This is a genomic window from Aquipseudomonas alcaligenes NBRC 14159 (assembly GCF_000467105.1).
Classification (GTDB): domain Bacteria; phylum Pseudomonadota; class Gammaproteobacteria; order Pseudomonadales; family Pseudomonadaceae; genus Aquipseudomonas; species Aquipseudomonas alcaligenes.
This window is the reverse complement of sequence record NZ_BATI01000010.1, coordinates 17,135-43,655: the sequence shown is the minus strand read 5'-3', so window position 1 is coordinate 43,655 and position 26,521 is coordinate 17,135. Positions and strand designations below refer to the sequence as shown.

29 protein-coding genes and 1 pseudogene are annotated in these 26,521 nt (G+C 66.1%); 21 read left to right on the top strand and 9 right to left on the bottom strand.

The annotated features are described in order from the left end of the window. The first annotated feature begins 111 nt into the window (after window positions 1-111). The 3 genes from purL to PA6_RS07630 all read left to right on the top strand — a co-directional run bounded on the left by purL (window position 112) and on the right by PA6_RS07630 (window position 4,831). Entirely contained in the window at window positions 112-4,008 is a 3,897-nt protein-coding gene (gene purL / locus PA6_RS07640) for a phosphoribosylformylglycinamidine synthase (RefSeq protein ID WP_021700324.1), read from the top strand. Between the two features lie 36 nt (window positions 4,009-4,044). Beyond that, on the top strand, window positions 4,045-4,341 hold the full coding sequence (locus PA6_RS24470) for a CDGSH iron-sulfur domain-containing protein (protein ID WP_306303608.1): 297 nt from the start codon (window positions 4,045-4,047) through the stop codon (window positions 4,339-4,341). Window positions 4,342-4,513: 172 nt separating this feature from the next. After that, the gene (locus PA6_RS07630; protein WP_021700322.1) at window positions 4,514-4,831 is read left to right on the top strand and encodes a Nif3-like dinuclear metal center hexameric protein; all 318 of its coding nucleotides are present in this window, start codon (window positions 4,514-4,516) and stop codon (window positions 4,829-4,831) included. Between the two features lie 58 nt (window positions 4,832-4,889). Here PA6_RS07630 and PA6_RS07625 read toward each other — a convergent pair whose 3' ends face one another. From PA6_RS07625 to PA6_RS07610, 4 genes are all read right to left on the bottom strand, one after another. After that, on the bottom strand, window positions 4,890-5,909 hold the full coding sequence (locus PA6_RS07625) for an alpha/beta hydrolase (RefSeq protein ID WP_021700321.1): 1,020 nt from the start codon (window positions 5,907-5,909) through the stop codon (window positions 4,890-4,892). A gap of 65 nt (window positions 5,910-5,974) precedes the next feature. Continuing rightward, a complete protein-coding gene (locus PA6_RS07620) occupies window positions 5,975-6,403 on the bottom strand; it encodes an organic hydroperoxide resistance protein (RefSeq protein WP_021700320.1) in 429 nt (142 codons plus the stop codon). A 191-nt stretch (window positions 6,404-6,594) separates the two neighbouring features. Further along, the gene (locus PA6_RS07615) at window positions 6,595-7,044 is read right to left on the bottom strand and encodes a MarR family winged helix-turn-helix transcriptional regulator (protein WP_021700319.1); all 450 of its coding nucleotides are present in this window, start codon (window positions 7,042-7,044) and stop codon (window positions 6,595-6,597) included. Between the two features lie 181 nt (window positions 7,045-7,225). Then, on the bottom strand, window positions 7,226-7,729 hold the full coding sequence (locus PA6_RS07610; protein ID WP_021700318.1) for a L,D-transpeptidase family protein: 504 nt from the start codon (window positions 7,727-7,729) through the stop codon (window positions 7,226-7,228). A 128-nt stretch (window positions 7,730-7,857) separates the two neighbouring features. Between PA6_RS07610 and PA6_RS07605 the strand changes: the two genes are divergently transcribed. After that, on the top strand, window positions 7,858-8,730 hold the full coding sequence (locus tag PA6_RS07605; protein ID WP_021700317.1) for a DUF6910 family protein: 873 nt from the start codon (window positions 7,858-7,860) through the stop codon (window positions 8,728-8,730). Window position 8,731: 1 nt separating this feature from the next. Here PA6_RS07605 and PA6_RS07600 read toward each other — a convergent pair whose 3' ends face one another. Both PA6_RS07600 and PA6_RS07595 read right to left on the bottom strand, forming a co-directional pair. Continuing rightward, complete coding sequence (locus tag PA6_RS07600) at window positions 8,732-8,962, bottom strand: DUF2789 domain-containing protein (protein WP_021700316.1); 231 nt, start codon at window positions 8,960-8,962, stop codon at window positions 8,732-8,734. A gap of 52 nt (window positions 8,963-9,014) precedes the next feature. After that, window positions 9,015-9,560, bottom strand: a complete 546-nt coding sequence (locus PA6_RS07595) for an NUDIX hydrolase (RefSeq protein ID WP_021700315.1) — start codon at window positions 9,558-9,560, stop codon at window positions 9,015-9,017. 146 nt (window positions 9,561-9,706) lie between these two features. Here PA6_RS07595 and PA6_RS07590 point away from each other — a divergent pair, with 146 nt between their 5' ends. From PA6_RS07590 to PA6_RS07570, 5 genes are read left to right on the top strand one after another with little or no spacing between them, the layout of a single operon-like run. Beyond that, on the top strand, window positions 9,707-10,315 hold the full coding sequence (locus tag PA6_RS07590) for a CoA pyrophosphatase (RefSeq protein ID WP_021700314.1): 609 nt from the start codon (window positions 9,707-9,709) through the stop codon (window positions 10,313-10,315). A gap of 11 nt (window positions 10,316-10,326) precedes the next feature. Beyond that, window positions 10,327-10,851 (top strand): gamma carbonic anhydrase family protein, encoded by a 525-nt coding sequence (locus PA6_RS07585; RefSeq protein ID WP_021700313.1) that lies wholly within the window; start codon window positions 10,327-10,329, stop codon window positions 10,849-10,851. Further along, window positions 10,848-11,054, top strand: a complete 207-nt coding sequence (locus tag PA6_RS07580) for a DUF1289 domain-containing protein (RefSeq protein ID WP_021700312.1) — start codon at window positions 10,848-10,850, stop codon at window positions 11,052-11,054. Before PA6_RS07585 ends, PA6_RS07580 begins: the two co-directional genes overlap by 4 nt. A 32-nt stretch (window positions 11,055-11,086) precedes the next feature. Then, window positions 11,087-12,268, top strand: a complete 1,182-nt coding sequence (gene purT / locus PA6_RS07575; protein ID WP_021700311.1) for a formate-dependent phosphoribosylglycinamide formyltransferase — start codon at window positions 11,087-11,089, stop codon at window positions 12,266-12,268. After that, window positions 12,265-12,996, top strand: a complete 732-nt coding sequence (locus PA6_RS07570) for an SGNH/GDSL hydrolase family protein (RefSeq protein WP_081693957.1) — start codon at window positions 12,265-12,267, stop codon at window positions 12,994-12,996. The genes purT and PA6_RS07570 overlap by 4 nt, the downstream gene beginning before the upstream one ends. Here PA6_RS07570 and PA6_RS07565 read toward each other — a convergent pair. Together PA6_RS07565 and PA6_RS07560 are read right to left on the bottom strand one after the other, a co-directional pair. After that, a pseudogene (locus PA6_RS07565) lies at window positions 12,977-13,825 on the bottom strand (transporter associated domain-containing protein); the annotation flags it as partial. The gene PA6_RS07570 and the pseudogene PA6_RS07565 overlap by 20 nt on opposite strands. A gap of 63 nt (window positions 13,826-13,888) precedes the next feature. Further along, entirely contained in the window at window positions 13,889-14,689 is an 801-nt protein-coding gene (locus tag PA6_RS07560) for a cytochrome C assembly family protein (protein WP_021700308.1), read from the bottom strand. 142 nt (window positions 14,690-14,831) lie between these two features. On the opposite strand from PA6_RS07560, the gene ffh reads away from it, so the two are divergent. The 6 genes from ffh (at window position 14,832) to PA6_RS07530 (ending at window position 18,804) form a co-directional block, all read left to right on the top strand. Further along, a complete protein-coding gene (gene ffh / locus PA6_RS07555; protein ID WP_021700307.1) occupies window positions 14,832-16,205 on the top strand; it encodes a signal recognition particle protein in 1,374 nt (457 codons plus the stop codon). A 136-nt stretch (window positions 16,206-16,341) separates the two neighbouring features. Continuing rightward, entirely contained in the window at window positions 16,342-16,593 is a 252-nt protein-coding gene (gene rpsP / locus PA6_RS07550) for a 30S ribosomal protein S16 (RefSeq protein ID WP_021700306.1), read from the top strand. Between the two features lie 5 nt (window positions 16,594-16,598). Continuing rightward, complete coding sequence (rimM, locus tag PA6_RS07545) at window positions 16,599-17,132, top strand: ribosome maturation factor RimM (RefSeq protein ID WP_021700305.1); 534 nt, start codon at window positions 16,599-16,601, stop codon at window positions 17,130-17,132. Window positions 17,133-17,142: 10 nt separating this feature from the next. Continuing rightward, window positions 17,143-17,886, top strand: a complete 744-nt coding sequence (gene trmD / locus PA6_RS07540) for a tRNA (guanosine(37)-N1)-methyltransferase TrmD (RefSeq protein ID WP_021700304.1) — start codon at window positions 17,143-17,145, stop codon at window positions 17,884-17,886. A gap of 39 nt (window positions 17,887-17,925) precedes the next feature. Further along, complete coding sequence (gene rplS, locus PA6_RS07535) at window positions 17,926-18,276, top strand: 50S ribosomal protein L19 (protein ID WP_021700303.1); 351 nt, start codon at window positions 17,926-17,928, stop codon at window positions 18,274-18,276. 117 nt (window positions 18,277-18,393) lie between these two features. Beyond that, the gene (locus PA6_RS07530) at window positions 18,394-18,804 is read left to right on the top strand and encodes an acyl-CoA thioesterase (protein ID WP_021700302.1); all 411 of its coding nucleotides are present in this window, start codon (window positions 18,394-18,396) and stop codon (window positions 18,802-18,804) included. A 26-nt stretch (window positions 18,805-18,830) separates the two neighbouring features. Here PA6_RS07530 and PA6_RS07525 read toward each other — a convergent pair whose 3' ends face one another. After that, on the bottom strand, window positions 18,831-20,621 hold the full coding sequence (locus PA6_RS07525; protein ID WP_021700301.1) for a cation:proton antiporter: 1,791 nt from the start codon (window positions 20,619-20,621) through the stop codon (window positions 18,831-18,833). A gap of 78 nt (window positions 20,622-20,699) precedes the next feature. Between PA6_RS07525 and xerD the strand changes: the two genes are divergently transcribed. The 6 genes from xerD to PA6_RS07495 all read left to right on the top strand — a co-directional run bounded on the left by xerD (window position 20,700) and on the right by PA6_RS07495 (window position 26,500). After that, window positions 20,700-21,596, top strand: a complete 897-nt coding sequence (xerD, locus tag PA6_RS07520; protein WP_021700300.1) for a site-specific tyrosine recombinase XerD — start codon at window positions 20,700-20,702, stop codon at window positions 21,594-21,596. A gap of 187 nt (window positions 21,597-21,783) precedes the next feature. Further along, window positions 21,784-22,512, top strand: coding sequence for a thioredoxin fold domain-containing protein (locus PA6_RS07515; RefSeq protein WP_021700299.1), 729 nt, complete (start codon window positions 21,784-21,786; stop codon window positions 22,510-22,512). A gap of 110 nt (window positions 22,513-22,622) precedes the next feature. Continuing rightward, entirely contained in the window at window positions 22,623-23,927 is a 1,305-nt protein-coding gene (locus PA6_RS07510) for a homoserine dehydrogenase (RefSeq protein WP_021700298.1), read from the top strand. A 12-nt stretch (window positions 23,928-23,939) separates the two neighbouring features. Continuing rightward, complete coding sequence (thrC, locus tag PA6_RS07505; protein ID WP_021700297.1) at window positions 23,940-25,349, top strand: threonine synthase; 1,410 nt, start codon at window positions 23,940-23,942, stop codon at window positions 25,347-25,349. Between the two features lie 140 nt (window positions 25,350-25,489). Continuing rightward, window positions 25,490-26,056 (top strand): DJ-1/PfpI family protein, encoded by a 567-nt coding sequence (locus PA6_RS07500; protein WP_021700296.1) that lies wholly within the window; start codon window positions 25,490-25,492, stop codon window positions 26,054-26,056. 141 nt (window positions 26,057-26,197) lie between these two features. Continuing rightward, window positions 26,198-26,500, top strand: coding sequence for a ribbon-helix-helix domain-containing protein (locus PA6_RS07495; protein WP_021700295.1), 303 nt, complete (start codon window positions 26,198-26,200; stop codon window positions 26,498-26,500). The last annotated feature ends 21 nt before the right edge of the window (window positions 26,501-26,521 follow it).

Sequence of the window (26,521 nt, the reverse complement as noted above, 5' to 3'; positions counted from 1 at the left end):
CGCCATATCTCGACAGTATTACGGCGCTCTGCTAGCGCTGCCGAGGGTGCCGCGGCGCGGTGCTTTAGGCTAGAATGCACGGCCTCTAAGCACCCCCTGAGGCTGTTCACGATGTTGATCCTGCGCGGCACGCCCGCTCTTTCCGCCTTCCGCCACGGCAAACTGCTTTCGCAACTGACCGCCAAGGTCCCTGCCGTGACCGGGCTGTATGCCGAGTTTGCGCACTTCGCCGAAGTGACCGGTGTACTTGACGCCTCCGAAGAGCAGGTACTGGCCCGGTTGCTGAAGTACGGCCCGAGCGTGCCGGTGCAGGAGCCCAGCGGCCAGCTGTTCCTGGTGATTCCCCGTTTCGGCACCATCTCGCCCTGGTCGAGCAAGGCCAGCGACATCGCCCGCAACTGCGGCCTGGCCAAGATCGAGCGGCTGGAGCGCGGCATCGCCTACTACGTCTCCGGCGAACTCAGCGCCGCTGACCAGCAGGCCGTCGCCGCCGTGCTGCACGACCGCATGACCCAGCTGGTGCTGGGCGCGCTGGAAGAGGCCGCCGGCCTGTTCAGCCATGCCGAGCCCAAACCGCTCACCGCCGTGGACGTGCTCGGTGGTGGTCGCGCCGCACTGGCGAAAGCCAACGTCGAGCTGGGCCTGGCCCTGGCCGAGGACGAGATCGATTACCTGGTGAAAAGCTTCGTCGAGCTGGGGCGCAACCCGCACGACGTCGAGCTGATGATGTTCGCCCAGGCCAACTCCGAGCACTGCCGCCACAAGATCTTCAATGCCAGCTGGGACATCGACGGCGAGAGCCAGGACAAGTCGCTGTTCGGCATGATCAAGAACACCTACGAAATGCACCGCGACGGCGTGCTTTCCGCCTACAAGGACAACGCTTCGGTGATCGTCGGCCATCAGGCCGGGCGTTTCTTCCCCAACCCGGCCACCCGCGAGTACGGCGCGACCCAGGAGCCGGTGCACATCCTGATGAAGGTGGAAACCCACAACCACCCGACCGCCATCGCCCCGTTCCCTGGCGCCTCCACCGGCTCCGGCGGCGAGATTCGCGACGAAGGCGCCACCGGCCGCGGCGCCAAGCCGAAGGCCGGCCTGACCGGCTTCACCGTGTCCAACCTGAACATCCCCGGTTTCGTGCAGCCCTGGGAGAAGCCCTACGGCAAGCCCGAGCGCATCGTCACCGCGCTGGACATCATGATCGAGGGCCCGCTGGGCGGCGCCGCGTTCAACAACGAATTCGGCCGTCCGGCGCTGAACGGCTACTTCCGCACCTTCGAGCAGGCCGTACAAAGCCCGCGCGGTGAGGAAGTACGCGGCTACCACAAACCGATCATGCTGGCCGGCGGCCTCGGCAACATCCGTGAAGAGCATGTGCAGAAGGGCGAGATCTCCGTCGGCGCCAAGCTGATCGTGCTCGGTGGCCCGGCCATGCTGATCGGCCTGGGCGGCGGTGCTGCCTCCTCCATGGCTACCGGCGCCAGCTCCGCCGACCTGGACTTCGCCTCGGTGCAGCGCGACAACCCGGAAATGGAGCGTCGTTGCCAGGAAGTGATCGACCGCTGCTGGCAGCTGGGCGCCGACAACCCGATCAAGTTCATCCACGACGTCGGTGCCGGCGGTATCTCCAACGCCCTGCCGGAACTGATCAACGACGGCGGTCGTGGCGGTCGCTTCGAGCTGCGCGCCGTGCCGAATGACGAGCCGGGCATGGCCCCGCTGGAAATCTGGTGCAACGAGTCGCAGGAACGCTACGTGATGAGCGTGGACGCCGCCGACTTCGAGCGCTTCAAGGCCATCTGCGAGCGCGAGCGCTGCCCGTTCGCCGTGGTCGGCGAGGCCATTGCCGAGCCGCACCTGACCGTCTCCGACAGCCACTTCGGCAACAAGCCGGTGGACATGCCGCTGGAAGTGCTGCTGGGCAAGCCGCCACGCATGCACCGCAGCGTGACCCGCGAAGCGGAGCAGGGCGATGACTTCGACGCTGCCCGAGTCGATCTCGACGACGCGGTCGAGCGCGTGCTGCGTCACCCGGCCGTGGCCAGCAAAAGCTTCCTGATCACCATCGGCGACCGCACCATCACCGGCCTGGTGGCTCGCGACCAGATGGTCGGTCCGTGGCAGGTGCCGGTGGCCGACTGCGCCGTGACCGCCACCAGCTTCGACGTCTACACCGGTGAAGCCATGGCCATGGGCGAGCGCACGCCGCTGGCCCTGCTGGATGCGCCGGCTTCCGGCCGCATGGCCGTTGGCGAGACCATCACCAACCTGGCGGCGGCGCGCATCGACAAGCTGTCCGACATCAAGCTGTCCGCCAACTGGATGGCCGCCGCCGGCCACCCGGGCGAGGACGCGCGCCTGTACGACACCGTGAAAGCGGTGGGCATGGAGCTGTGCCCGGCGCTGGGTATCACCATTCCGGTGGGCAAGGACTCCATGTCCATGAAGACCCGCTGGCAGGACGAGGGCCAGGACAAGAGCGTGACTTCGCCGCTGTCGCTGGTGATCTCCGGCTTCGCCCCGGTGCAGGACGTGCGTCAGACCCTGACCCCGCAGCTGCGCCTGGACAAGGGCGAGACCGACCTGATCCTGATCGACCTCGGCCGCGGGCAGAACCGCATGGGCGGCTCGATCCTGGCGCAGACCCATGCCCAGCTCGGCCAGGCCGTGCCGGACGTGGACGACGCCGAAGACCTCAAGGCCTTCTTCGCGGTGATCCAGGGCCTGAATGCTGACGGCCACCTCTTGGCCTACCACGACCGCTCCGACGGCGGTCTGCTGACCACCGTGCTGGAAATGGCCTTCGCCGGCCACTGCGGCCTCAACCTGTTCCTCGACGGCCTGGCCGACGAGGCTGCCGAACTGGCCGCCGTGCTGTTCAACGAGGAGCTGGGGGCGGTGATCCAGGTGCGCCAGGATGCCACCCCGGAAGTCCTCGCCCAGTTCAGCGCCGCCGGCCTCGACGACTGCGTGGCGGTGATCGGTCAGCCGGTCAATGGCAGCGACGTGGCCATCAGCTTCAATGGCGAGCCTGTGTTCGGCGGCCAGCGCCGCCTGCTGCAGCGCCAGTGGGCCGAGACCAGCTACCAGATCCAGCGCCTGCGCGACAACGCCGACTGCGCCGACCAGGAATTCGACCTGATCCTCGATGAGGACAACCCGGGCCTGTCGACCAAGCTGAGCTTCGACGTCAACCAGGATATCGCCGCGCCCTACATCAAGAAGGGCGTGCGTCCGCAGGTGGCGATCCTCCGCGAGCAGGGCGTCAACGGCCAGGTGGAAATGGCTGCGGCCTTCGATCGCGCCGGCTTCAGCGCCATCGACGTGCACATGAGCGATATTCTCGCCGGTCGCGTCAGCCTGGATGAGTTCAAGGGCCTGGTGGCCTGCGGTGGCTTCTCCTACGGTGACGTGCTCGGCGCCGGTGAGGGCTGGGCCAAGTCGATCCTGTTCAACGCTCGTGCCCGCGATGGTTTCCAGGCGTTCTTCGAGCGCAAGGACAGCTTCGCCCTCGGCGTGTGCAACGGCTGCCAGATGATGAGCAACCTGCACGAGCTGATCCCCGGCACCGAGTTCTGGCCGCACTTCGTGCGCAACCGCTCGGAGCAGTTCGAGGCCCGTGTGGCCATGGTCCAGGTGCAGGAGTCGGCGTCGATCTTCCTGCGTGGCATGGCCGGTTCGCGCATGCCGATCGCCATCGCCCACGGCGAAGGCCATGCCGAGTTCGAGAGCGAGGAGGCGCTGCTGGAAGCTGATCTGTCCGGCACCGTGGCGATGCGCTTTATCGACAACCACGGCAAGGTCACCGAGAGCTACCCGGCCAACCCGAACGGCTCGCCGCGCGGTATCACCGGTCTGTGCAGCCGCGACGGCCGCGTGACCATCATGATGCCGCACCCGGAGCGGGTGTTCCGCGCCGTGCAGAACTCCTGGCGCCCGGACGAGTGGCAGGAAGACGCCGGCTGGATGCGCATGTTCCGCAACGCGCGCGTCTGGGTCGACTAACACCGGCCGTCACCCCTCTCCCAGCGATGGGAGAGGGTGCCCGGAGGGCGGGAGAGGGCTTTAGTGTCAGACCCGCAAGATCCCAAGCTTCCCGAAGTCCGCCAGGTCAACCCCGGCGAGACCCATCTGCTGTGCCGCTGCGGGCGCTCGCCCGTGCTTCCCGACTGTTCTCCAGGATGCGCCGAAGGGCTGCGTCTTGCGCCCGTGCGCCAGCAGTTCGTGCTGCTCTGTCGTTGCGGCCTGTCGCGGCGCCTGCCCTATTGCGATGGCAGCCACAGTCCGCCTGCCGAGGGTCTGAGAGCACGCTGGCGCCGTTTCGCAAAGGGTGATTAAGACCCTCTGTCTTATGGCTAAAGGCTCTATCCGGTAAATGGACGATTAGCCCTCCAGGGACTCCAATGCAGAGTTGCGAACTAGGCCGCACGAGGCTGATAAGGCAGAATGCCATTATCGCCTTGGCAGTGCGGCTCAGGCCGCTGTATTCGTCGAAGCTCGGAGGGGCTGGATGTACAAATTCTGTTTCTATGTGCCGGAGAGCCACCTGGACGAAGTGAAGGCCGCCATCTTCGCGGCGGGTGCCGGACGCGTCGGGCATTACGACAGCTGTTGCTGGCAGACCCTGGGCCAGGGCCAGTTCCGCCCGCTGGCCGGCAGTGAGCCGTTCATCGGTCAGCCGGGCCAGGTCGAGGAAGTCGCCGAGTGGAAGGTGGAACTGGTGGTGGCCGATGAGCTGATCCACGACACGGTCAAGGCCATGAAGAAGGCCCATCCCTACGAGACGCCGGCGTTCGATGTGTGGCGGCTGTCCGACCTGCAATTCTGATCATCCCCAATAAAAGAAGCCCCGGTATGCCGGGGCTTCTTCGTTTCCGCCTGCCGGGTTATTGCAGGTGCTGCTTCAGCTCGGCACCGGCTTGGCGCAGGGCGGCCTGCACGGCCGGGATATGCGCCAGCGGGTTGAGCAGGCCGTAGTCGTGGATCATGCCGTTGTAGCGCACCGCGGTGACGGTGACGCCGGCGGCGTCCAGTTTGCGTGCATAGGCCTCGCCCTCGTCACGCAGCACGTCGAACTCGGCGGTCTGCACCAGGGCCGGCGGCAGGCCCTTGAGCTGCTCGGTGGTGGCCTGCAGCGGCGAGGCAAAGCGCTCGGCGCGCTGCTTCGGGTCGGTGGTGTAGTTGTCCCAGAACCATTTCATCAGCGGCTTGGTCAGGAAGTGGCCCTGGGCGAACTGGTTGTAGGAAGCGGTTTCCAGGTTGGCATCGGTCACCGGCCACAGCAGCAGCTGGAAACTCAGCTTGGGTGTGCCCGCTTCCTTGGCTTTCAGCGCCACGACGGCGGCCATGTTGCCGCCGACGCTGTTGCCGGCCACGGCCAGGCGCGAGCTGTCGACCTGGATTTCCTTGCCGTGTTCGCCGACCCAGCGGGTGGCCGCATAAGCCTGGTCGATGGCGGTCGGATACTGGGCTTCCGGTGACGGCGTGTAGCCGACATAGACGGCCACGGCGCCGGAGTTCACCACCAGGTCGCGGATCAGGCGGGCGTGGGTCGCGTAGTCGCCGAGCACCCAGCCGCCGCCGTGGAAGAACATGAATACCGGCAGCTCGCCCTTCACGCCCTCGGGGCGGACGATGGTCAGCGGAATCGATTGGCCGCCAGCCTGGATGGTCTTCTCCGACACGCTAACGCCGGACAGATCGACCTTGACCGAGGCCTGGGCGCCGACCAGCACGGAGCGGGCGTCCTGCGGGCTGAGGGTTTCCAGCGGCTTGCCGCCGCCGGCTTCCAGAGCCTGGAGGAAGGCCTGGGTATTGTGTTCCACGCCGGGGCTGCCGGCGGCGAAGGCGTTACCGATGGCGACTGCGAGAACAGCGCCGGAAAGCAGTGTGCTGACGTTCTTCATGATTCGGGTCCTCGTGGCGCGGGCTATGGCGGCGGGCGCTGCGGGGCAGGCCCGCCCGGTGGGTGTCAGACGCTGACGTTCAGGCGTACGTCGATGTTGCCGCGGGTGGCGTTGGAGTAGGGGCAGACCTGGTGGGCGGCGTCGACCAGTGCCTGGGCGCTGTCCTGGTCCAGGCCCGGCAGGCTGATATTCAGCTCCACTTCCAGGCCGAAGCCCCCGGGAATCTGACCGATGCCGACCTTGCCGGTGATCGAGGCGTCGGCCGGGAGGGCCTGCTTCTTCTGGCTGGCAACGAACTTCAGGGCGCCGATGAAGCAGGCGGAGTAGCCGGCGGCGAACAGCTGCTCGGGGTTGGTGGCTTCGCCGCCGGCGCCGCCCAGTTCGCGCGGGGTGGTGAGCTTGACGTCGAGGAAGCCGTCGGAGGAGACAGCACGGCCGTCGCGGCCTCCGGTGGCAGTGGCGGTAGCAGTGTAGAGGGCTTTGATGCTGTGCATGGCGGTATCTCCGATTTGACTTGCTGGCTAAAATTTTGCGCACTAAGTAAGTGCTTGGTGCGAAATCTAGTGCGATTTAATTTTGCGCGCAAGTTAATTTTTAGATGAATCGATGCGAAGGATTCGATGCGTCGGCAGGATGGGGGGGGGCGAGTGCGCCGATGCCGCCCTGGAATGGGCGGCGGCGGGGGTCAGAGAGACTTCTGCAGCTGGTCGCGCAGGGCAACGATCTGGTCACGCAGGGCGTTGATCTGTTCCAGTGTCTGCCCGCTGGCTTCGAGGATGCAGGCAGGGAAGCGTTCGGCTTGCTGTTGCAGGCTGCGGCCTTTTTCGGTCAGGCGCAGCTCCACCACGCGCTCGTCGGCGCTGCTGCGGGTGCGGGTGAGCAGGCCCTCGGCCTCCAGGCGCTTGAGCAGCGGGGTCAGCGAGCCGGGGTCGGTGAGCAGGCGCGCGCTAATGTCGCCGACCGTGATGCCGTCGCCTTCCCACAGCACCAGCATGGCCAGGTATTGCGGGTAGGTCAGGCCGATGCTCTGCAGCAGGGGCTTGTAGGCCTTGGTCATCAGCAGGGAGGTGGAGTGCAGCGCGAAGCACAGCTGGTTGTCCAGCTGCAGGGCGGCACAGGATTGCGCTTGTTTCATGGTGGAATGCCTGCTCGATATCTGCGCAACAATTTATCGCGCCAATTAAAGCGGGGCAAATGGTGTTCGGGCGCATGCACAAGGCGCCCGACTCGGAGCTGGGGTCAGGGGCTGATCCAGGAACCTGCGCGCTGGGGCCTGGGCGTCTTCCCGCGACGCACGGCCGGCATGCAGTCAATCCTCAGGGGCGGATTTCGATCAGCGTGCCGTCCTGCACCAGGCTCCACACCTCGCGCATGTCGGCGTTGCGCATGGCGATGCAGCCTTCGGTCCAGTCCAGGGTACTGAAGAACCACTCGGGGTATTCGTCATCCAGCGGGGTGCCATGGATCATGATCATGCCACCGGCTGAAACGCCTTTCTTGCGCGCATTCGCGGCATCGCGGGCGTTGGGGTAGGAGATGTGCATCGACAGGTTGTACTTGTCGCTGGTCTTGCGCCAGTCGATCCAGTAGAAGCCTTCCGGGGTGCGCAGGTCGCCCTCGCGCACCTTGGCGCCGGTGGGCTCCTTGCCCAGCGAAATGCGATAGGACTTGAGCACTTCGCCGCGCCCCATCAGGTGCAGCTTGCGCTCCGATTTGACCACCAGCACCTTGTCCACCGGCTTGCCGCGCAGGGTGGGGGCCGTGGAAGCGTGGCTCAGGCTGACGACAGAAATACAGAGTAGGGCGATCAACCAGCGCATTGCGATGTTCCGGGCAGAGTATCGAGTTTGTTATAGCGCGAGAGTCTGCCTATGCCGAGAACGATGTTCAATGCTCGCCAGTCGGACGGAAGCCTGGTTAGCATCGGGCGCCGACCCAGGAGATGAAGATGTCCCAGCCCGAACTGTTACGTGAGCTGCAATTGCCGCAGGCGCACCTGAGTGCGGCCAGCGCCCTGGTACGGGTGGCCGAGCGCCTGTTCGTGGTGGCCGACGACGAGCTGCATCTTGGCCTGTTCGACCTTGGCGACCCCGCGCCGGGACGCCTGGTGCGGTTGTTCGAAGGCAGCCTGCCGGCCGAGAAGAAGGCCCGCAAGGCGGCCAAACCCGATCTGGAGGCGCTGGCGCTGTTGCCGGCCATGGCCGATTTTGCCCAGGGTGCGCTGCTGGCACTGGGCTCCGGTTCGACCCCAGGCCGCCAGCGCGGGGTGCTGCTGGGGTTGACCGAGCAGGCCGCGCCGAGGCTGATCGACCTGGCGCCGCTGTACCGGCCGCTGCACGCGCAGTTTGCCGATCTGAATATCGAGGGCGGCTTCCTGCTCGGCGACGAATTTCTCCTGCTGCAGCGTGGCAACCAGGGGCAAGCGAGCAACGCCGCCGTCCGTTATGCCTGGCCCGCGCTGCGTGACTGGCTGCTGGGTACAGGCGAGGCGCCGGCGCCGCGCGCCATCCAGCGGCTGGAGCTGGGCGAACTGCAGGGCGTGGCCCTGGGCTTTACCGATGGTGCCGCACTGGCCGATGGCCGCTGGCTGTTCAGCGCGGTGGCCGAGAACACTGCGGACAGCTACAACGACGGGGCCTGTCTGGGGGCGGTGATCGGTCTGGTGGAGGCCGACGGGCGGGTGCGTCGTCTGGCGCAGCTGGCGGGGCGGTGGAAGGTCGAGGGTATCGCCCTGGCCGCAGACGGCAACCTGCTGCTGGTGACCGACGCCGACGACCCGCTGGTGGCGGCCAGCCTGTTGCGGCTGCCGCTGGCGCTCTGATTCAGGGCGACAACAGCACGGCCAGTTCGTCGGCCAGCTCGGCCCAGTCCGAGTCATCGGCCAGCGCCTCGCTGAGGAACTGCGCCTGGGCCTTGTTCCAGAATGGCGCCTTGGGCAGGGCCTGGCCCTCGGCCAGGCGGTGCTCGCGCAGGAAGGCTTCGATCTCGGCCTTGCCGTTGGCCAGGCCGAGCTGCTTGAACAGGCCGCTCAGGTTGTGTTCGCTGGTGTCCATGGTGCCTCCTTGTGCTGGCCGGTCACGGGTCCAGCAAGGACTATAGACGCCCTCAGTCGCGCGGGCGCAGCGGCGCCATGCCCTCGTTGCGGATCGGGTAGTGCTGCTCGCGGCGGTCGGCGAAGAAGCACTTGAGGGTGCGGCCGACGGTGGGGAAGGCCAGTTCCTGCCACGGCACCTCGTGTTCGTGGAACAGCTGCACCTCCAGGCTCTCCTCGCCGGCGCGGAATTCCAGGTCGATCAGTTCGGCGCGGAAGAATACGTACAGCTGGCTGATGTGCGGCAGGTCGAACAGGGTGTAGAGGTGCAGGTCACGCACCCGCGCGCAGGCTTCCTCGTCGGTCTCGCGCATGGCCGCCTCGGCCATGGTCTCGCCGTTCTCCATGAAGCCGGCCGGCAGGGTCCAGAAGCCGCGGCGCGGTTCGATGGCGCGACGGCACAGCAGCACCTGCTCGCCCCATACCGGCAGGCAGCCGGCGACGATGCGCGGGTTCTGGTAATGGATGGTCTGGCACTGCGGGCAGACGTAGCGCAGGCGATTGTCGCCCTGGGGAATGCGCTGCTCCACCGGACCGCCGCACTGGCTGCAGAATTTCATGCCGCGTTCTCCTGATTCGTTGCCCATGTTGGCGCCGCCGGGCGAGCTCGGCAAGCCGCCCGGCGCGTCTGGGGTATTGGGCGGGCCGCGCCTTCGTGCCATGATGCCGGGCAGAAGAACAGAACCCTGAAGAACCGAGAATCATCATGCTCGACGAGCTCCTGCAGCGCGTGCGCGGCCACAGTCCACGCATCCTGGAGACCGACCGGCAGCACCCGCAGGCGGCCGTGCTGGTGCCGCTGACCCGCAGCGACGACCCGGAACTGGTGCTGACCCTGCGCGCCAGCGGCCTGTCCACCCACGGTGGTGAAGTGGCCTTCCCCGGCGGCCGCCGTGATGCCACCGACCCCGACCTGGCCTTCACCGCCCTGCGCGAGGCGGAGGAGGAGGTGGGCCTGCCGCCCGGCCTGGTGGAAATCGTCGGTCCGCTCAGCCCGCTGGTGTCGCGCTTCGGCATTCATGTCACGCCCTATGTCGGCGTGGTGCCGGACTACGTCGAGTACCGCGCCAACGACGACGAGATCGCCTCGGTGTTCTCGGTGCCGCTGCGCTTTTTCCTGGAGACCCCGCGCGAGGTCACCCATCGCATCGACTACGAGGGGCGCAGCTGGTACGTGCCCTGTTATCACTACGACAACTACAAGATCTGGGGTCTGACGGCGGTGATGATCGTCGAACTGGTCAATGTCGCCTTCGGCGCCGGCATCGACCTGGCGCAGCCGCCGCAACCGTCGGTCCGGGTCATCAAGGTCTGAGAGGATTCACCATGAAGTACCGCCTGGGTGACGCACGCGTCGAGGCCCATCCCGAGAGCTGGATCGCGCCGACTGCGGCGGTGATCGGCAAGGTGCGCCTGGACAAGGGCGCCAGCGTCTGGTTCGGCGCCGTGCTGCGCGGCGACAACGAGCTGATCCATATCGGCGAGAACAGCAACGTGCAGGACGGCACGGTGATGCACACCGACATGGGTTTTCCGCTGACCCTCGGCAAGGGCGTCACCGTCGGCCACAACGTGATGATGCACGGCTGCACGGTGGACGATTACAGCCTGATCGGCATCAACGCGGTGATCCTCAACGGCGCCAAGATCGGCAAGTACTGCATCATCGGCGCCAACAGCCTGATCCCCGAAGGCAAGGTGATCCCCGACGGCAGCCTGGTGATGGGCAGCCCGGGCAAGGTGGTTCGCGAGCTCAGCGAGCAGCAGAAGAAGATGCTCGAAGGCAGTGCCGCCCACTACGTACACAACGCCCAGCGTTACGCCCGCGACCTGGTCGAGGACGAAGCGTGAGCGACGAACGACCGGTCAAGTCGCCCTGCGTGAGTGTCTGCGCGTTGGACGACCACGACATCTGCATCGGCTGCCAGCGCACGGCGGCCGAGATCACCCTGTGGGGGCGCATGAGCAACGACGAGCGCCGCGACGTGCTGCAACGCTGCGTCGAGCGCACCCGCGCCGCCGGGCAGTTTCTGCAACAGCCCGCGCGCCCCTGAATTCCCTTTCTCCCTTTTCCGAGGACATCCGCATGCCCCGTATCGGCACCCCCTTGTCGCCCACCGCGACCCGCGTCCTGCTCTGTGGCTCCGGCGAGCTGGGCAAGGAAGTGGTGATCGAGCTGCAGCGCCTGGGCTGCGAAGTGATCGCCGTCGACCGCTACGCCAATGCCCCGGCCATGCAGGTGGCGCACCGCAGCCATGTGCTCAGCATGCTCGACGGTGCGGCCCTGCGCGCGGTGATCGAGGCGGAGCAGCCGCACTACATCGTCCCGGAGATCGAGGCCATCGCCACCGACACCCTGGTCGAGCTGGAAGCCGAGGGCTTCACCGTGGTGCCCACCGCCCGCGCCGCCAAGCTGACCATGAACCGCGAGGGCATCCGCCGCCTGGCCGCGGAGGAGCTGGGCCTGCCGACTTCGCCCTACCACTTCGCCGACACCTTCGAGGACTATGTCGAGGCGGTGAAAGCGGTCGGCTACCCCTGTGTGGTCAAGCCGATCATGAGCTCCTCCGGCAAGGGCCAGAGCGTGCTGAAGAGTTACGCCGACCTGCAGGCTTCCTGGGACTACGCTCAGGAAGGCGGCCGCGCCGGCAAGGGACGGGTGATCGTGGAAGGCTTCATCGACTTCGACTACGAGATCACCCTGCTCACCGTGCGTCATGTCGGTGGCACTTCGTTCTGTGCGCCGGTCGGCCATCGCCAGGTCAAGGGCGACTACCACGAGTCCTGGCAGCCGCAGGCGATGAGCGCCAAGGCCCTGGCCGAGTCCGAGCGGGTGGCCCTGGCCGTCACCGAGGGCCTCGGTGGACGTGGTCTGTTCGGCGTGGAGCTGTTCATCAAGGGCGACCAGGTGTGGTTCAGCGAAGTCTCGCCGCGCCCGCACGACACCGGCCTGGTAACGCTGATCTCCCAGGACCTGTCCGAGTTCGCCCTGCACGCACGGGCGATTCTCGGCCTGCCGATCCCGACGATTCGCCAGTTCGGCCCCTCGGCCTCCTCGGTGATCCTGGTCGAGGGCACCTCGCAGCAGGTGGCCTTCGCCAACCTCGGCGCGGCCCTGGCCGAGGCGGACACCGCGCTGCGCCTGTTCGGCAAGCCGGAGGTGGACGGCCAGCGGCGCATGGGCGTGGCCCTGGCCCGCGACGAAAGCATCGAGGCGGCGCGGGCCAAGGCGATGCGGGCGTCCGAGGCGGTCAAGGTCGAGCTGTGAGCCGCCTGCGCGCCGGGCTGTGGTGGGGCCTGGCGCTCGCCTCATTGCCGCTGGCCTTGCCGCTGGCGCTGCATACCCGGCGCACCGCGCTGCGCCTGCCACCGGCTGCCGGGGCGCAGAGCGGCCTGGCGGGCACGGGGCTTGGCGGTGCGCCGCTACGCCTGCTGCTGATCGGCGAATCCACGGTCGCCGGCGTCGGTGTCGAGGCCCAGGAGGCGGCGCTGGCGGGCCAGCTGGCGCAGGCCCTGGCGGCGCGCCTGCAGCGCCCGGTGGCCTGGCGCGCCTGCGGCGAGAACGGCATCACGGCGGGCGAGGCCTGCGAGCGCCTGCTGCCCCTGGCGCTTAGCGAGCCGGCGGACCTGGTGCTGCTGGTGTTCGGCGTCAATGACACCACGCACCTGAGTTCGCTGGCGCGCTGGGAGGACTCGCTGCGTGCGCTCAGTCGGGCGTTGAGCGCACGGGGGGAGCGGGTTGTGTTCACCGGCGTGCCGCCGATCCAGCACTTCAGCGCCTTACCCTGGCTGCTGCGGCGTCTGCTGGGGCTGCGTGCGGCCCTGCTGGATGCCGAGTTGCGTCGCCTCAGTGCGCAGGAGTGCGCGCAGTATGCGCGGCTAGAGCTGGAGTTCGCCGAGGAGTATCTGGCGCGCGATGGCTATCACCCGTCGGCGCTGGGTTACCGGGTATGGGGTGAGGGGCTGGCCGAGCAGCTTATTCCGCTGAGCGATTGACCCGGCCCTGCCAGATGCGCACGCTCTTTACCCGGTTGTCGCCGGAGTCGAGGATTTCCAGGCGGTAGGGGCCGATCTTCAGGCACACCGGGCTGTCCGGAATGGTCTCCAGGGCTTCGGTGACCAGGCCGTTTAGAGTCTTCGGGCCTTCGCTGGGCAGGTGCCAGCCGAGGGTCTTGTTGATCTCGCGGATGCTGGCCGAGCCATCGATGATCCGTGTGCCGTCGGCCTGGGGGTGGATGTCCGGGTTTTCCTCGCCTTCGGCGTGGCTGAAGTCACCGATGATCTCGTCCAGCAGGTCTTCCAGGGTGACGATGCCCTGTACGTCGCCATACTCGTCAACCACCAGCCCCAGGCGGCGCTTCTCGGCCTGAAAGTTCACCAGTTGCGTCGCCAGTGGTGTGCCCTCGGGCACGAAGTAGGCGGGCACGCAGCTTTCCAGCAGTGTTGCATGGCTCAGGCGGTTCTGCGTCAGCAGGGCCGCCAGGCGGCGCATGTGCACGATGCCCTCGATCTGGTTGATATCGCCGCGATATACCGGCAGGCGGGTATGGCCGACGCTACGCAGTTGCTCGACCAGTTGCGGCAGCTCGTCGTTCAGGTCGATGCCGACGATCTCGCTGCGCGGGATCATGATGTCGTCGACCGTGACCTTCTCCAGCTCCAGCAGTTGCAGCAGGGCGTGCTGGCGCTGCTGGCGTTCCTCCTGCAGCGTGCCGCTTCGTGGAGTGCGGCGCCGCTCATGGCGTGGTGCACCATGGGTGCGGTCCTGGCGGCTGGGGCGGCGCAGGGAGAAGGGCAGCAGGTTGCGCTCGCGCAGTAGGAGCAGTCCGCCGAACAGCAGGATTGCCGCGCCGAGCCACCACTCATAGGGGGCGAGGTTCATGGCGCGTCAGATATGCAGGATGAATTCGCGGACCAGCTTGCTGCCGAAGTAGGCGAGCATCAGCAGGCAGAAGCCGGCCAGGGTCCAGCGAATCGCCTTGTGCCCACGCCAGCCCAGCTGGTGGCGGCCCCACAGCAGCACGGCGAACACGACCCAGGCGATGCATGACAGCACGGTCTTGTGCACCAGGTGCTGGGCGAACAGGTCCTCGAAGAACAGCCAGCCGGACAGCAGCGACAGCGAAAGTGCCACCCAGCCGGCCCAGAGGAAGCCGAACAGCAGGCTCTCCATGGTCTGCAGTGGCGGGAAGTTGCGGATCAGCCCGGATGGGTGCTTGTGCTTGAGCTGGTGATCCTGCAGCGACAGCAGCAGGGCCTGGAACATGGCTATGGTCAGCAGGCCGTAGGCCAGGATCGACAGCAGGATGTGCGCGAGGATGCCGGGCGCCTCCTGGATCGGCTGGCTGGTGCCGGCCGGGGCAAACTGGGCCAGCAGCACGGTCAGCGCACCGAGCGGGAACAGCGGCAGCAGCAGGTTCTCCACCGGGATGCGGGTCGTGCCGATCAGGATCAGGGCGATGACGGCGCAGGCGATCAGGCTGGAGGCGTTGAAGAAATCCAGATTGAGGCCGCTGCCCGGCAGCAGCTGCAGGCTCAGGCTGAGTGCATGGGCGAGCAGGGCGAGCGCGCCGAGCAGGCCGAGCAGACGCTTGTCCGACGCTTGGTGGCGGGCGAAACGCGATCCCTGGTAGAGGGTGGCGCCGGCATACAGGCCGGCGGCGGCGAGACTGGGCAGCAGAGGGTGCATAAATCCGTGTATGGCTAGGCCCGAAAGGCCGTGAGTGTGGCATACAAGGCGCATTTCACGAAAGACCATCGGCGGTGTCGGCAGCCCGGCCAGTTCGATATACTCCGCGGCCTGCTGCAAGCACCCGCTCAAAGGATCGCGCATGTTCGAGAACCTAACCGACCGCCTGTCACAGACGCTGCGCCATGTCACCGGCAAGGCCAAGCTGACCGAGGACAATATCAAGGACACCCTGCGCGAGGTGCGCATGGCCCTGCTCGAGGCCGACGTCGCCCTGCCGGTGGTCAAGGACTTCGTGGGCAAGGTCAAGGAGCGTGCGGTCGGCACCGAGGTGTCGAAGAGCCTGACGCCGGGCCAGGCTTTCGTGAAGATCGTCCGCGCCGAGCTGGAAGAACTGATGGGCGCGGCCAACGAAGACCTCGCCCTGAACGTCGCGCCGCCTGCCGTGGTGCTGATGGCCGGCCTGCAGGGTGCCGGTAAGACCACCACTGCCGGCAAGCTGGCGCGCTTCCTCAAGGAGCGCAAGAAGAAGTCGGTGATGGTGGTGTCCGCCGACGTCTACCGCCCGGCGGCGATCAAGCAGCTGGAAACCCTGGCTAGTGACATCGGCGTGACTTTCTTCCCTTCCGACATCAGCCAGAAGCCGGTGGCCATCGCCCAGGCGGCGATCGCCGAAGCCAAGCTGAAGTTCATCGACGTGGTAATCGTCGACACCGCCGGTCGCCTGGCCATCGACGAAGAGATGATGGCCGAGATCCAGGCCGTGCACGCGGCGATCAAGCCGGCCGAGACCCTGTTCGTGGTCGATGCCATGACCGGTCAGGATGCTGCCAACACCGCCAAGGCCTTCGGCGAGGCGCTGCCGTTGACCGGCGTGGTGCTGACCAAGGTCGACGGTGACGCCCGTGGTGGTGCCGCGCTGTCGGTGCGTCAGATCACCGGCAAGCCGATCAAGTTCATCGGTATGGGCGAGAAGAGCGAGGCGCTGGAGCCTTTCCACCCGGACCGCATCGCCTCGCGCATCCTCGGCATGGGCGACGTGCTCAGCCTGATCGAGCAGGCCGAGCAGACCCTCGACCGCGAGAAGGCCGAGAAGCTCACCAAGAAGCTGAAGAAGGGCAAGGGCTTCGACCTCGAAGACTTCCGTGACCAGCTGCAGCAGATGAAGAACATGGGCGGCCTCGGCGGCCTGATGGACAAGCTGCCGTCCATCGGCGGCGTCAACCTGTCCCAGGTGGCGGGTGCTCAGAGCACGGCGGAGAAGCAGTTCAAGCAGATGGAGGCGATCATCAACTCCATGACGCCGGCCGAACGCCGCGATCCGGAGCTGATCAGTGGCTCGCGCAAGCGCCGTATTGCGCTGGGTTCTGGCACTCAGGTGCAGGACGTCGGGCGGCTGATCAAGCAGCACAAGCAGATGCAGAAGATGATGAAGAAGTTCACCAGCAAGGGCGGCATGATGAAGATGATGCGCGGCCTGGGCGGCATGATGCCGGGTGGCCTGCCGAAGCTGTGATCCGGGGCTGCCGATGGGTGGCGGAAAAAGAGATTTGCAAACGGCCGGATAATCCTTAGAATATGCGGCCTTTCGGGCCTAGGCCCATTAAAAGTGTGTGCCTTTAAGTTAGCACCGATTACAGGAACGAAGTTCAATGGTAACCATCCGTCTTGCTCGTGGCGGCTCCAAGAAGCGCCCCTTCTACCACCTGACCGTGACCAACAGCCGCAATGCGCGCGATGGTCGCTTCGTTGAGCGCATCGGTTTCTTCAACCCGGTCGCCACTGGTGCCGAAGTGAAGCTGTCCGTGAATCAAGAGCGCGCTACCTACTGGCTGAGCCAGGGCGCCCAGCCGTCTGAGCGCGTTGCTCAGCTGCTGAAGGAAGCGGCCAAGGCTGCAGCCTAAGCACTATGAGCGCGACGCCGTCCGTCGAGGACCTGATAGTCCTCGGCAAGATCACTTCGGTGCACGGCGTGCGTGGGGAAGTGAAGATCTATTCCTTCACCGACCCGATTGACAACCTGCTCGACTACACCGCCTGGACGCTCAAGCGTGACGGCGAGGTCAAGCAGGTGGAGCTGGTCAGTGGCCGCCTCCAGGGCAAAGTCCTGGTGGCCAAGCTCAAGGGGCTCGATGACCGCGAAGTGGCACGCACTTTCGCGGGTTTCGACATTTGTGTGCCCCGCGCGCTGCTACCTGATCTGGATGACGGCGAGTACTACTGGCATCAGCTGGAAGGACTGAAGGTGATCGACCTGCAAGGGCAGCTGCTCGGGCGCATCGACCACCTGCTGGAAACCGGCTCCAACGATGTGATGGTGGTCAAGCCCTGTCCGGGCAGCCTGGATGACCGTGAGCGCCTGCTGCCCTACACCGAGCAGTGCGTGCAACAGGTTGACCTGGCCGCCGGCGAGATGCGGGTGGACTGGGACGCGGACTTCTGAAGCCCGCCCCATGCGTGTCGAAGTCATCAGCATCTTTCCGGAGATGTTCGCCGCCATCAGTCAGTACGGCATTACCAGTCGTGCGGTGAAGCAGGGCTTGCTGCAGTTGAACTGCAGGCAGCTGCGTGATTACACCCACGACCGTCATCAGACGGTGGACGATCGCCCTTTCGGCGGCGGCCCCGGCATGGTGATGAAGATTCAACCCCTGGAAGATGCTCTGGCTGCGGCCAAGGCGGATGTCGGGGGCGCGGCGAAGGTCATTTACCTGTCGCCGCAGGGCCGCCAGCTGACTCAGCAGGGGGTTCGTGAACTGGCTAGCGAGCAGGCGCTGATTCTTATCGCCGGCCGCTACGAAGGCATCGACGAGCGCTTCATCGAGGCGCATGTCGATGAGGAATGGTCGATTGGCGATTACGTCCTCTCCGGCGGTGAGCTTCCGGCGATGGTGCTGATCGATGCTGTTACGCGGCTGCTCCCGGGTGCGCTTGGGCATGCAGATTCCGCCGAGGAGGACTCGTTCAGCGATGGCCTCCTCGATTGCCCGCACTACACCCGACCTGAGGTGTACGAAGGCAAACGTGTTCCTGATGTGTTGCTCAGTGGCAACCACGAACACATCCGGCGTTGGCGCCTCCAGCAAGCCCTTGGGCGAACCTGGGAACGTCGTGCCGATCTTCTGGATAGCCGCTCGCTTTCTGGAGAAGAGAAGAAGCTGCTGGAGGAATACATCCGCCAGCGGGACGATAGTTAAGGTATCGATGGCAGACCGCGTCTGTCTTAGGAGCACAGCATGACCAACAAGATTATCCAGATGCTCGAAGCCGAGCAGATGAACAAAGAAATCCCGGCTTTCGCCCCGGGCGACACCATCATCGTTCAGGTGAAGGTGAAGGAAGGTGACCGTTCCCGTCTGCAGGCCTTCGAAGGCGTGGTGATCGGCAAGCGTAACCGTGGCCTGAACAGCGCCTTCACCGTGCGCAAGATCTCCAACGGCGTGGGCGTGGAGCGTACCTTCCAGACCTACTCCCCGCTGATCGACAGCGTCACCCTGAAGCGTCGCGGCGACGTGCGCAAGGCCAAGCTGTACTACCTCCGCGACCTGTCCGGCAAGGCAGCTCGCATCAAGGAAAAACTGTCCTGATCGGACGGTCTTCCGACCTTAAAGAAGCAGCCTCCGGGCTGCTTTTTTCGTTTATGGGGCCTGCTGGCCGTCGGGCCGCAGGCGAACAGGCCATTTTCCATCGAGAGCAGTAGTGGCATGACTCCCAGAGAGCAAGAGATCCAGCGGCGTATCGAGTTGTCGGAAACCCGCGTCGTCAAGGCGGTGTTCCCGCCCACCACCAATCACCACAACACCCTGTTCGGCGGCACCGCGCTGGCCTGGATGGACGAGGTGTCCTTCATCGCCGCCACGCGTTTCTGCCGCCTGCCACTGGTGACGGTGTCCAGCGACCGTATCGACTTCAAGCACGCGATTCCCGCCGGCTCTCTGGTCGAGCTGATCGGCCGGGTGATCAAGGTCGGCAACACCAGCCTCAAGGTCGAGGTGGAGGTGTATGTCGAGGGCATGTACTGCGGTGGTCGCGAGAAGGCCATCACCGGGGTGTTCAGCTTCGTCGCCATCGGCGAGGACCAGAAACCGGTGCCGGTGCTGCCGGATCTGAGCTGAATTCAAGGCGCCCGCGGGCGCCTTGTTCATTGGGCTGCCGGTTCGATCAGGGCCAGCAGGGTCCAGCCGGCAGCCGGGCTGAACGACAGCGGTTCACTGGCCACGTGCATCCAGCCGCGTGGCTCGATCGCCAGCAACAACACCGCGCGCTCGCCGTGCAGGGCCTGGTAGTCCGCCCAGCCAAAGGCCTCCGTCAGGGTAGTGCTGCGTACCTCGGCGCCGCGGGCGAGCATCCCCGCCAGTTGTCCATAGCTCAGCGCCGGCAGGCCTAGGGCGCGGCCGCGGTGCTCGGCGCTGCTGCGGTGTTTCTCGCTCAGGCGCAGCTCGCGGGCGTTGGCCAGGCTGTACAGATTGGCCTTGCCGAAATCCGGACGGAAGCGGGTGCAGGCCAGGTTGTTCTGCTCGCCAGAGGGTGACAGGGCTAGCAACTGACCGATACCGGTCAGGTCCAGATGGGCATCGGCGTGCTGCGAGGCGGGATTGCCGAAGTAGGTGGGCAGGCCGTCCATGCGTGCGGCGGCAATGTGGTCCCAGTTGGAGTCGGTCAGCAGCACGCGGCTGCCTTGGGCGTGCAGCGCCTTGCCGATGGCGCGGGCAACCGGGTTGGCGCCGACGATCAGAAAGCCGCGTGCGGCCGGCTCGGCGATGCCCAGCAGGCGCGCCAGTGGTCTGGCGGTAGCGCTTTGCAGCACCACGGTGCCGATGATCACCAGGAAGGTCAGTGGCACCAGCAGCTGGGCCTGGGCATAGCCCTGCTGCTGCAGGCGCTCGGCGAAGATCGCCGAGACCGCGGCGGCGACGATGCCGCGCGGGGCGATCCAGGCCAGCAGGCCGCGCTCGCGCCAGTTCAGGCCGGAGCCGAAGGTGCTGAGCGCGACGTTGAGCGGACGTGCCACCAGTTGGATCACCGCCAGCAGCACCAGGGTGGCCGGTCCCAGGGCCAGCAGCGCCTGCAGATCCAGGCGCGCAGCGAGCAGGATGAACAGGCCTGAGATCAGCAATACGCTGAGGTTCTCCTTGAAGTGCAGGATGTGCTTCACCTCCACCCCGCGCATGTTTGCCAGCCACATGCCCATCACGGTGACCGCCAGCAGCCCGGATTCGTGTACCAGCTGGTTGCTGCCGATGAAGATCCCCAGCACGCAGGCCAGGGCGCCGAGGTTGTGCAGGTATTCCGGCAGCCAGTGGCGGCGCAGTGCCAGGCCGAAGAGGAAGCCGCCTGCGGCGCCGAACGAGGCGCCGCAAGCGATGACGGCGGCGAAGGTGCCCAGTGGCGCACTGCCGCTGCGGCTGATGATGAAGCTGAACACCACCACGGCGAGCAGGGCGCCGATGGGGTCGATGACAATACCTTCCCAACGCAGGATGTTGCCTACCGAGGCGCGTGGCCGCATCACCCGCAGCATGGGTGCTATCACCGTGGGGCCGGTGACCAGGGTCAGGGTGCCGAACAGCAGCGCCAGGTCCCAGGGGAAATCCAGCAGGTAGTGGGTAGCCACCGTGATCACCGACCAGGTCGCCAGTGCGCCGATGGTCACCATGCGCCGCACCACCTGGCCGATCTCGCGCCATTCCGAGAGGTGCAGGGTCAGGCTGCCCTCGAACAGGATCAGGGCGACGGCCAGTGACACCAGCGGGAACAGCAATGGGCCAAACAGTGCGTCGGGGTGCAGCCAGCCGAGCAGGGGCCCTGCGAGGATGCCGCAGAGCAGCAGGAAGAGAATCGCCGGCAGGCGCAGGCGCCAGGCCAGCCATTGGCTGGCCAGTGCGGCGGCGCCGATGCCACCGAGGCTGAGCAGGATATGCGACTCGCTCATCAGGACTCCTTGTCGCTGGTGGGGCGGGAGGGGCTGTGGAAGACTAGCGCGCCTGAGCCCAGGAAAAACAGCCGCACGATGCCCGTTCTCGACCATCCCCTGATCGACCGCTTTCTCGATGCCCTGTGGCTGGAAAAAGGCCTCTCGCCGCACACGCGGGCGGCCTATCGCAGTGATCTCGGGCATTTCCATACCTGGTTGCAGGCGCGCGGCGTTGCCCTCGAGCAGGCCGGGCGCGACAGCATTCTCGATCACCTCGGCTGGCGCCTGGAGCAGGGCTACAAGGCGCGCTCGACGGCGCGCCTGCTTTCCGGATTGCGCGGCTTCTACCGCTACCTGCTGCGCGACGGCCTGATCAGCGAGGACCCGACCCTGCAGGTCGAGCTGCCGCAGCTTGGCCGGCCGCTGCCCAAGTCGCTGTCCGAGGCGGATGTCGAAGCGCTGCTGGCGGCGCCGGAGCTGGACGATCCGATCGGCCTGCGCGACCGCGCCATGCTCGAGGTGCTGTATGCCTGCGGCCTGCGCGTCACCGAACTGGTATCGCTGACCCTGGAGCAGGTCAACCTGCGCCAGGGGGTGTTGCGGGTGTTCGGCAAGGGCAGCAAGGAGCGCCTGGTGCCGCTGGGTGAGGAGGCCATCGCCTGGGTCGAGCGCTATACCCGCGAGGCGCGGCCTTTTCTGCTCGATGGCAAGCCCAGCGACGTGCTGTTTCCCAGCCTGCGCGGCGAGCAGATGACCCGGCAGACCTTCTGGCACCGGATCAAGCACCAGGCGAAGGTGGCGGGCATTCTCAAGCCGCTGTCGCCGCACACCCTGCGCCATGCTTTCGCCACCCACCTGCTCAATCACGGCGCCGACCTGCGCGTGGTGCAGATGCTTCTGGGCCACAGCGACCTGTCGACCACGCAGATCTACACCCATATCGCCCGCGCGCGGCTGCAGGAGCTGCACGCCCAGCACCATCCCCGGGGGTGAGCCCGCTGGCGACGCATTGCGTTGCACAGGGCGAGCGACCGCTCCGGGCACCAGGGATGTCAGTCACGCCGCGTGCGTGCCCGCGCAGCACATCGCAATTCATCCGTCCGGCGCGCCCGCCCGGCGTCTGCGGTCGGCGCTGCGGGCCGGCTGTGGTAGTCTGGCGCCACTGTCACAGGAGTGTTCCATGTCCGTAATTCGCGTTCTCAGCGGAGCCGCTCTCGGCCTCGCCGCTTCCGTGGCCCTGGCCGCTGATCCCGACCAGGCCATTCGTGCCACGCTGATCAAGCTGCAACCCGACATGCCCATCGAGGCCATCGCCGAGAGCCCGATGAATGGCCTGTACCAGGTGCACCTCAAAGGTGGTCGTATGCTCTACGCCAGTGCCGACGGCCAGTTCCTGATGCAGGGCAACCTGTACCAGATGAAGGGCAACGACGCGGTCAACCTGACTCGCCAGGCCGAGAGCAAGGGCGTGGCCAAGGAGGTCAATGCCATTCCGCTGAGCGAGATGGTGGTGTTCTCGCCCAAGGAGCCGGCCAAGGCACATATCACCGTATTCACCGACACCGACTGTGGCTACTGCCAGAAGCTGCACAGCGAGGTGCCGGAGCTTAACCGCCGTGGTATCGAGGTGCGCTATGTGGCCTTCCCGCGCCAGGGTGTCGGCAGCCACGGCTACAACACCCTGGTCAGCGTCTGGTGCGCCAAGGATCGTCAGGCCGCGATGAACAAGGCCAAAGCCCGCGATGACGTGCCGGCAGCCACCTGCGACAACCCGGTGACCAAGCAGTACGAGCTGGGCCAGATGATCGGCGTCAATGGCACCCCGGCCATCGTACTCGGTAATGGCGAGCTGATTCCGGGCTACCAGCCGGCGCCGCAGCTGGCCGAGATTGCCCTGCAGGCCAAGTGATCCGGCCGTCGCGCCGATTGACCTGGGGGGCTGGCGCTTCGTAAAGTGCGGCTCTTTTGTGCGGCCGGGGTTCGCCCCGGCCGTTTCGTGTAGCAGATGGGGAAAACAACGTGAAACCGGTGAAAGTGGGCATCTGTGGGCTGGGCACCGTCGGTGGCGGTACCTTCAACGTACTCAAACGCAACGCCGAGGAGATTGCCCGCCGTGCCGGGCGTGGAATCGAAGTCGCGCAGATTGCCGCCCGTCGCCCCAACCCGAAGTGTGAAACCGGCGCTACCCCCATCACCGCCGACATCTTCGACGTGGCCAACAACCCGGAAATCGACGTGGTCATCGAGCTGATCGGCGGCTACACCCTGGCCCACGAACTGGTGCTCAAGGCCATCGAGAACGGCAAGCACGTGGTCACCGCCAACAAGGCGCTGATCGCCGTGCACGGCAACGAGATCTTCGCCAAGGCGCGCGAGAAGGGCGTCATCGTCGCCTTCGAAGCCGCCGTGGCCGGCGGCATCCCGGTGATCAAGGCGATCCGCGAGGGCCTGGCCGGCAACCGCATCAACTGGCTGGCCGGCATCATCAACGGCACCGGCAACTTCATCCTCACCGAGATGCGCGAGAAAGGTCGTGCCTTTGCCGACGTACTCAAGGAAGCCCAGGCCCTGGGCTATGCCGAGGCCGACCCGACCTTCGACGTCGAGGGCATCGACGCCGCGCACAAGCTGACCATCCTGGCTTCCATCGCCTTCGGCATCCCGCTGCAGTTCGACAAGGCCTACACCGAAGGCATCAGCCAGCTGACCAGCGCCGACGTCAACTACGCCGAGGCTCTGGGCTACCGCATCAAGCACCTCGGCGTGGCCCGCCGCACCGAGGCCGGCATCGAGCTGCGCGTGCACCCGACCCTGATCCCGGCCGACCGCCTGATTGCCAACGTCAACGGCGTGATGAACGCGGTGATGGTCAATGGCGATGCCGCCGGCAGCACCCTGTTCTACGGCGCCGGTGCCGGCATGGAGCCGACCGCTTCCTCCGTGGTCGCCGACCTGGTCGATGTGGTCCGCGCGATGACCGCTGATCCGACCAATCGCGTGCCGCACCTGGCCTTCCAGCCGGACGCGCTGTCCGACCATCCGATCCTGCCGATCGGCGAGTGCGAAAGCGCCTATTACCTGCGCATCCAGGCTAAGGATCACCCGGGCGTGCTGGCCCAGGTGGCGAGCATCCTCTCCGAGCGCGGCATCAACATCGAATCGATCATGCAGAAAGAGGCCGAAGAACACGACGGCCTGGTGCCGATGATCCTGGTCACCCACCGGGTCGTCGAAGCCCGCATCGACGACGCCATCGCCGCCCTCGAAGGGCTGGCCGATGTGGTCGGCAAAGTGGTGCGCATCCGCGTCGAGCAACTGGTCTGAGGTAGAAGAGTCATGCGTTATATCAGTACCCGCGGCCAGGCCCCGGCCCTCAATTTCGAAGACGTCCTGCTCGCCGGCCTGGCCAGCGACGGCGGCCTCTACGTGCCGGAAAACCTGCCGCGTTTCACCCAGGAGGAGATCGCCTCCTGGGCCGGCCTGCCGTATCACGAGCTGGCCTTCCGCGTGATGCGCCCGTTCGTCGCCGGCAGCATCGCCGACGCCGACTTCAAGAAGATCCTCGAAGAAACCTACGGGGTGTTCGCCCACAGTGCCGTGGCGCCGCTGCGCCAGCTCAACGGCAATGAGTGGGTGCTGGAGTTGTTCCACGGCCCGACCCTGGCCTTCAAGGACTTCGCCCTGCAGCTGCTCGGTCGCTTGCTCGACCACGTGCTGAGCAAGCGCGGCGAGCGTGTGGTGATCATGGGCGCCACCTCCGGTGACACCGGCTCGGCCGCCATCGAGGGCTGCAAGGCCTGCGAGCATGTCGACATCTTCATCATGCACCCGCACAATCGTGTGTCCGAGGTGCAGCGCCGGCAGATGACCACCATCCTCGGCGAGAACATCCACAACATCGCCATCGAAGGCAACTTCGACGACTGCCAGGAGATGGTCAAGGCCAGCTTCGCCGACCAGGGCTTCCTCAAGGGCACCCGTCTGGTCGCGGTCAACTCGATCAACTGGGCGCGGATCATGGCCCAGATCGTCTACTACTTCCACGCGGCCCTGCAGCTCGGCGGCCCGGCGCGCTCCGTGGCGTTCTCGGTGCCGACCGGCAACTTCGGCGACATCTTCGCCGGTTACCTGGCGCGCAACATGGGCCTGCCGATCAGCCAGCTGATCGTCGCCACCAATCGCAACGACATCCTGCACCGCTTCATGAGCGGCAATCAGTACGTCAAGGACACCCTGCACCCGACCCTGTCGCCATCGATGGACATCATGGTCTCGTCCAACTTCGAGCGCCTGCTGTTCGACCTGCACGGCCGCAACGGTGCCGCCATCGCGGGCCTGATGGACACCTTCAAGCAGGGTGGCGGCTTCAGCGTCGAGGAAGATCGCTGGACCGAGGCGCGCAAGCTGTTCGACTCGCTGGCCGTCAATGACGAGCAGACCTGCGAGACCATCGCCGAAGTGTATGCCGAGTGCGGCGAGCTGCTCGACCCGCACACCGCCATCGGCGTGCGCGCCGCGCGCGAATGCCGCCGCAGCCTGGCCATCCCCATGGTGACCCTGGGCACCGCACATCCGGTCAAGTTCCCGGAAGCGGTGGAGAAGGCCGGCATCGACGCGGTGCCGGCGCTGCCGCCGCACCTGGCCGACCTGTTCCAGCGCGACGAGCGCTGCACCGTGCTGGCCAACGATCTGCAGACCGTGCAGCAGTTCGTCGCCGCTCACGGCAATCGCGGCAAGCCGCTGTAAGGCGGCCCTGCGACGAAAAGCCCCGCCTGCTGCGGGGCTTTTTTATGGGTGGCGTCTGGCCCTGTAGTAGCCAGCTGTTACCCTGAAGCAGGCGCAGTGGAGCAGACTGGCTCCACATTCACTCCGAGGAGGCCACCGCCATGATGGCGAAGAAGATCCTGATGCTGGTCGGCGACTACGCCGAAGACTACGAAACCATGGTGCCGTTCCAGGCCCTGCAGATGGTCGGCCACAGCGTACATGCGGTGTGTCCCGGCAAGAGCGCCGGGCAGACCGTGCGCACCGCGATCCACGATTTCGAGGGCGACCAGACCTACAGCGAGAAGCCGGGGCACAACTTCGCGCTGAACTTCGACTTCGCCAAGGTGCGTGCCGAGGACTATGACGGCCTGCTGATCCCCGGCGGCCGCGCCCCCGAGTACCTGCGCCTGAATGCCGAGGTGATCGCCCTGGTGCAGGCCTTCGCCAAGGCCGCCAAGCCGATCGCCGCGGTGTGCCACGGTGCCCAGCTGCTGGCCGCCGCCGACGTGCTCAAGGGCCGCGGCTGCAGCGCCTACCCGGCCTGCGCGCCGGAAGTGCGCCTGGCCGGTGGCGAGTACGTGGAAGTGCCGATGGATGGCGTGCATGTCGACGGCAACCTGGTCACCGCTCCGGCTTGGCCGGCGCACCCGGCCTGGCTGGCGGCGTTCCTGAAAGTGCTGGGCTAAATAAACAAAAGAGAATCTCGCGAGCTAGAGCCAGGCAAGGCGAGAAGAGGCGAGGGCGCGGAGTTTAAGAACGGTAAATGAGCAGCCCGAGCCACTTCTCAACGCAGCATGGCCGACGCGCAGCAGATTCGGGAGCAGGCGATGTGTGAGCTTTATGTGAAGGCCGATCCAATCCTCTACGAGTCGCGCTCGCGCTCCCTGCGCATCCGCGGGGTGGTCACCACCCTGCGCCTGGAGAACCAGTTCTGGGACATCCTGCGCGAGATCGCCGAAGTCGACGGCATGACCACCAACCAGCTGATCACCAAGCTGTACGAGGAGGTCATGGACTACCGTGGAGAGGTGGTCAACTTCGCCTCCTTCCTGCGCGTCAGCTGCACCCGCTTCCTGGCGCAGCGCCCGCAGCAGAGTGCGGAGGTACTCAGCCTGGTGCAGTCGCGCTAGGTCAGTGCCCATAAAAAAGCC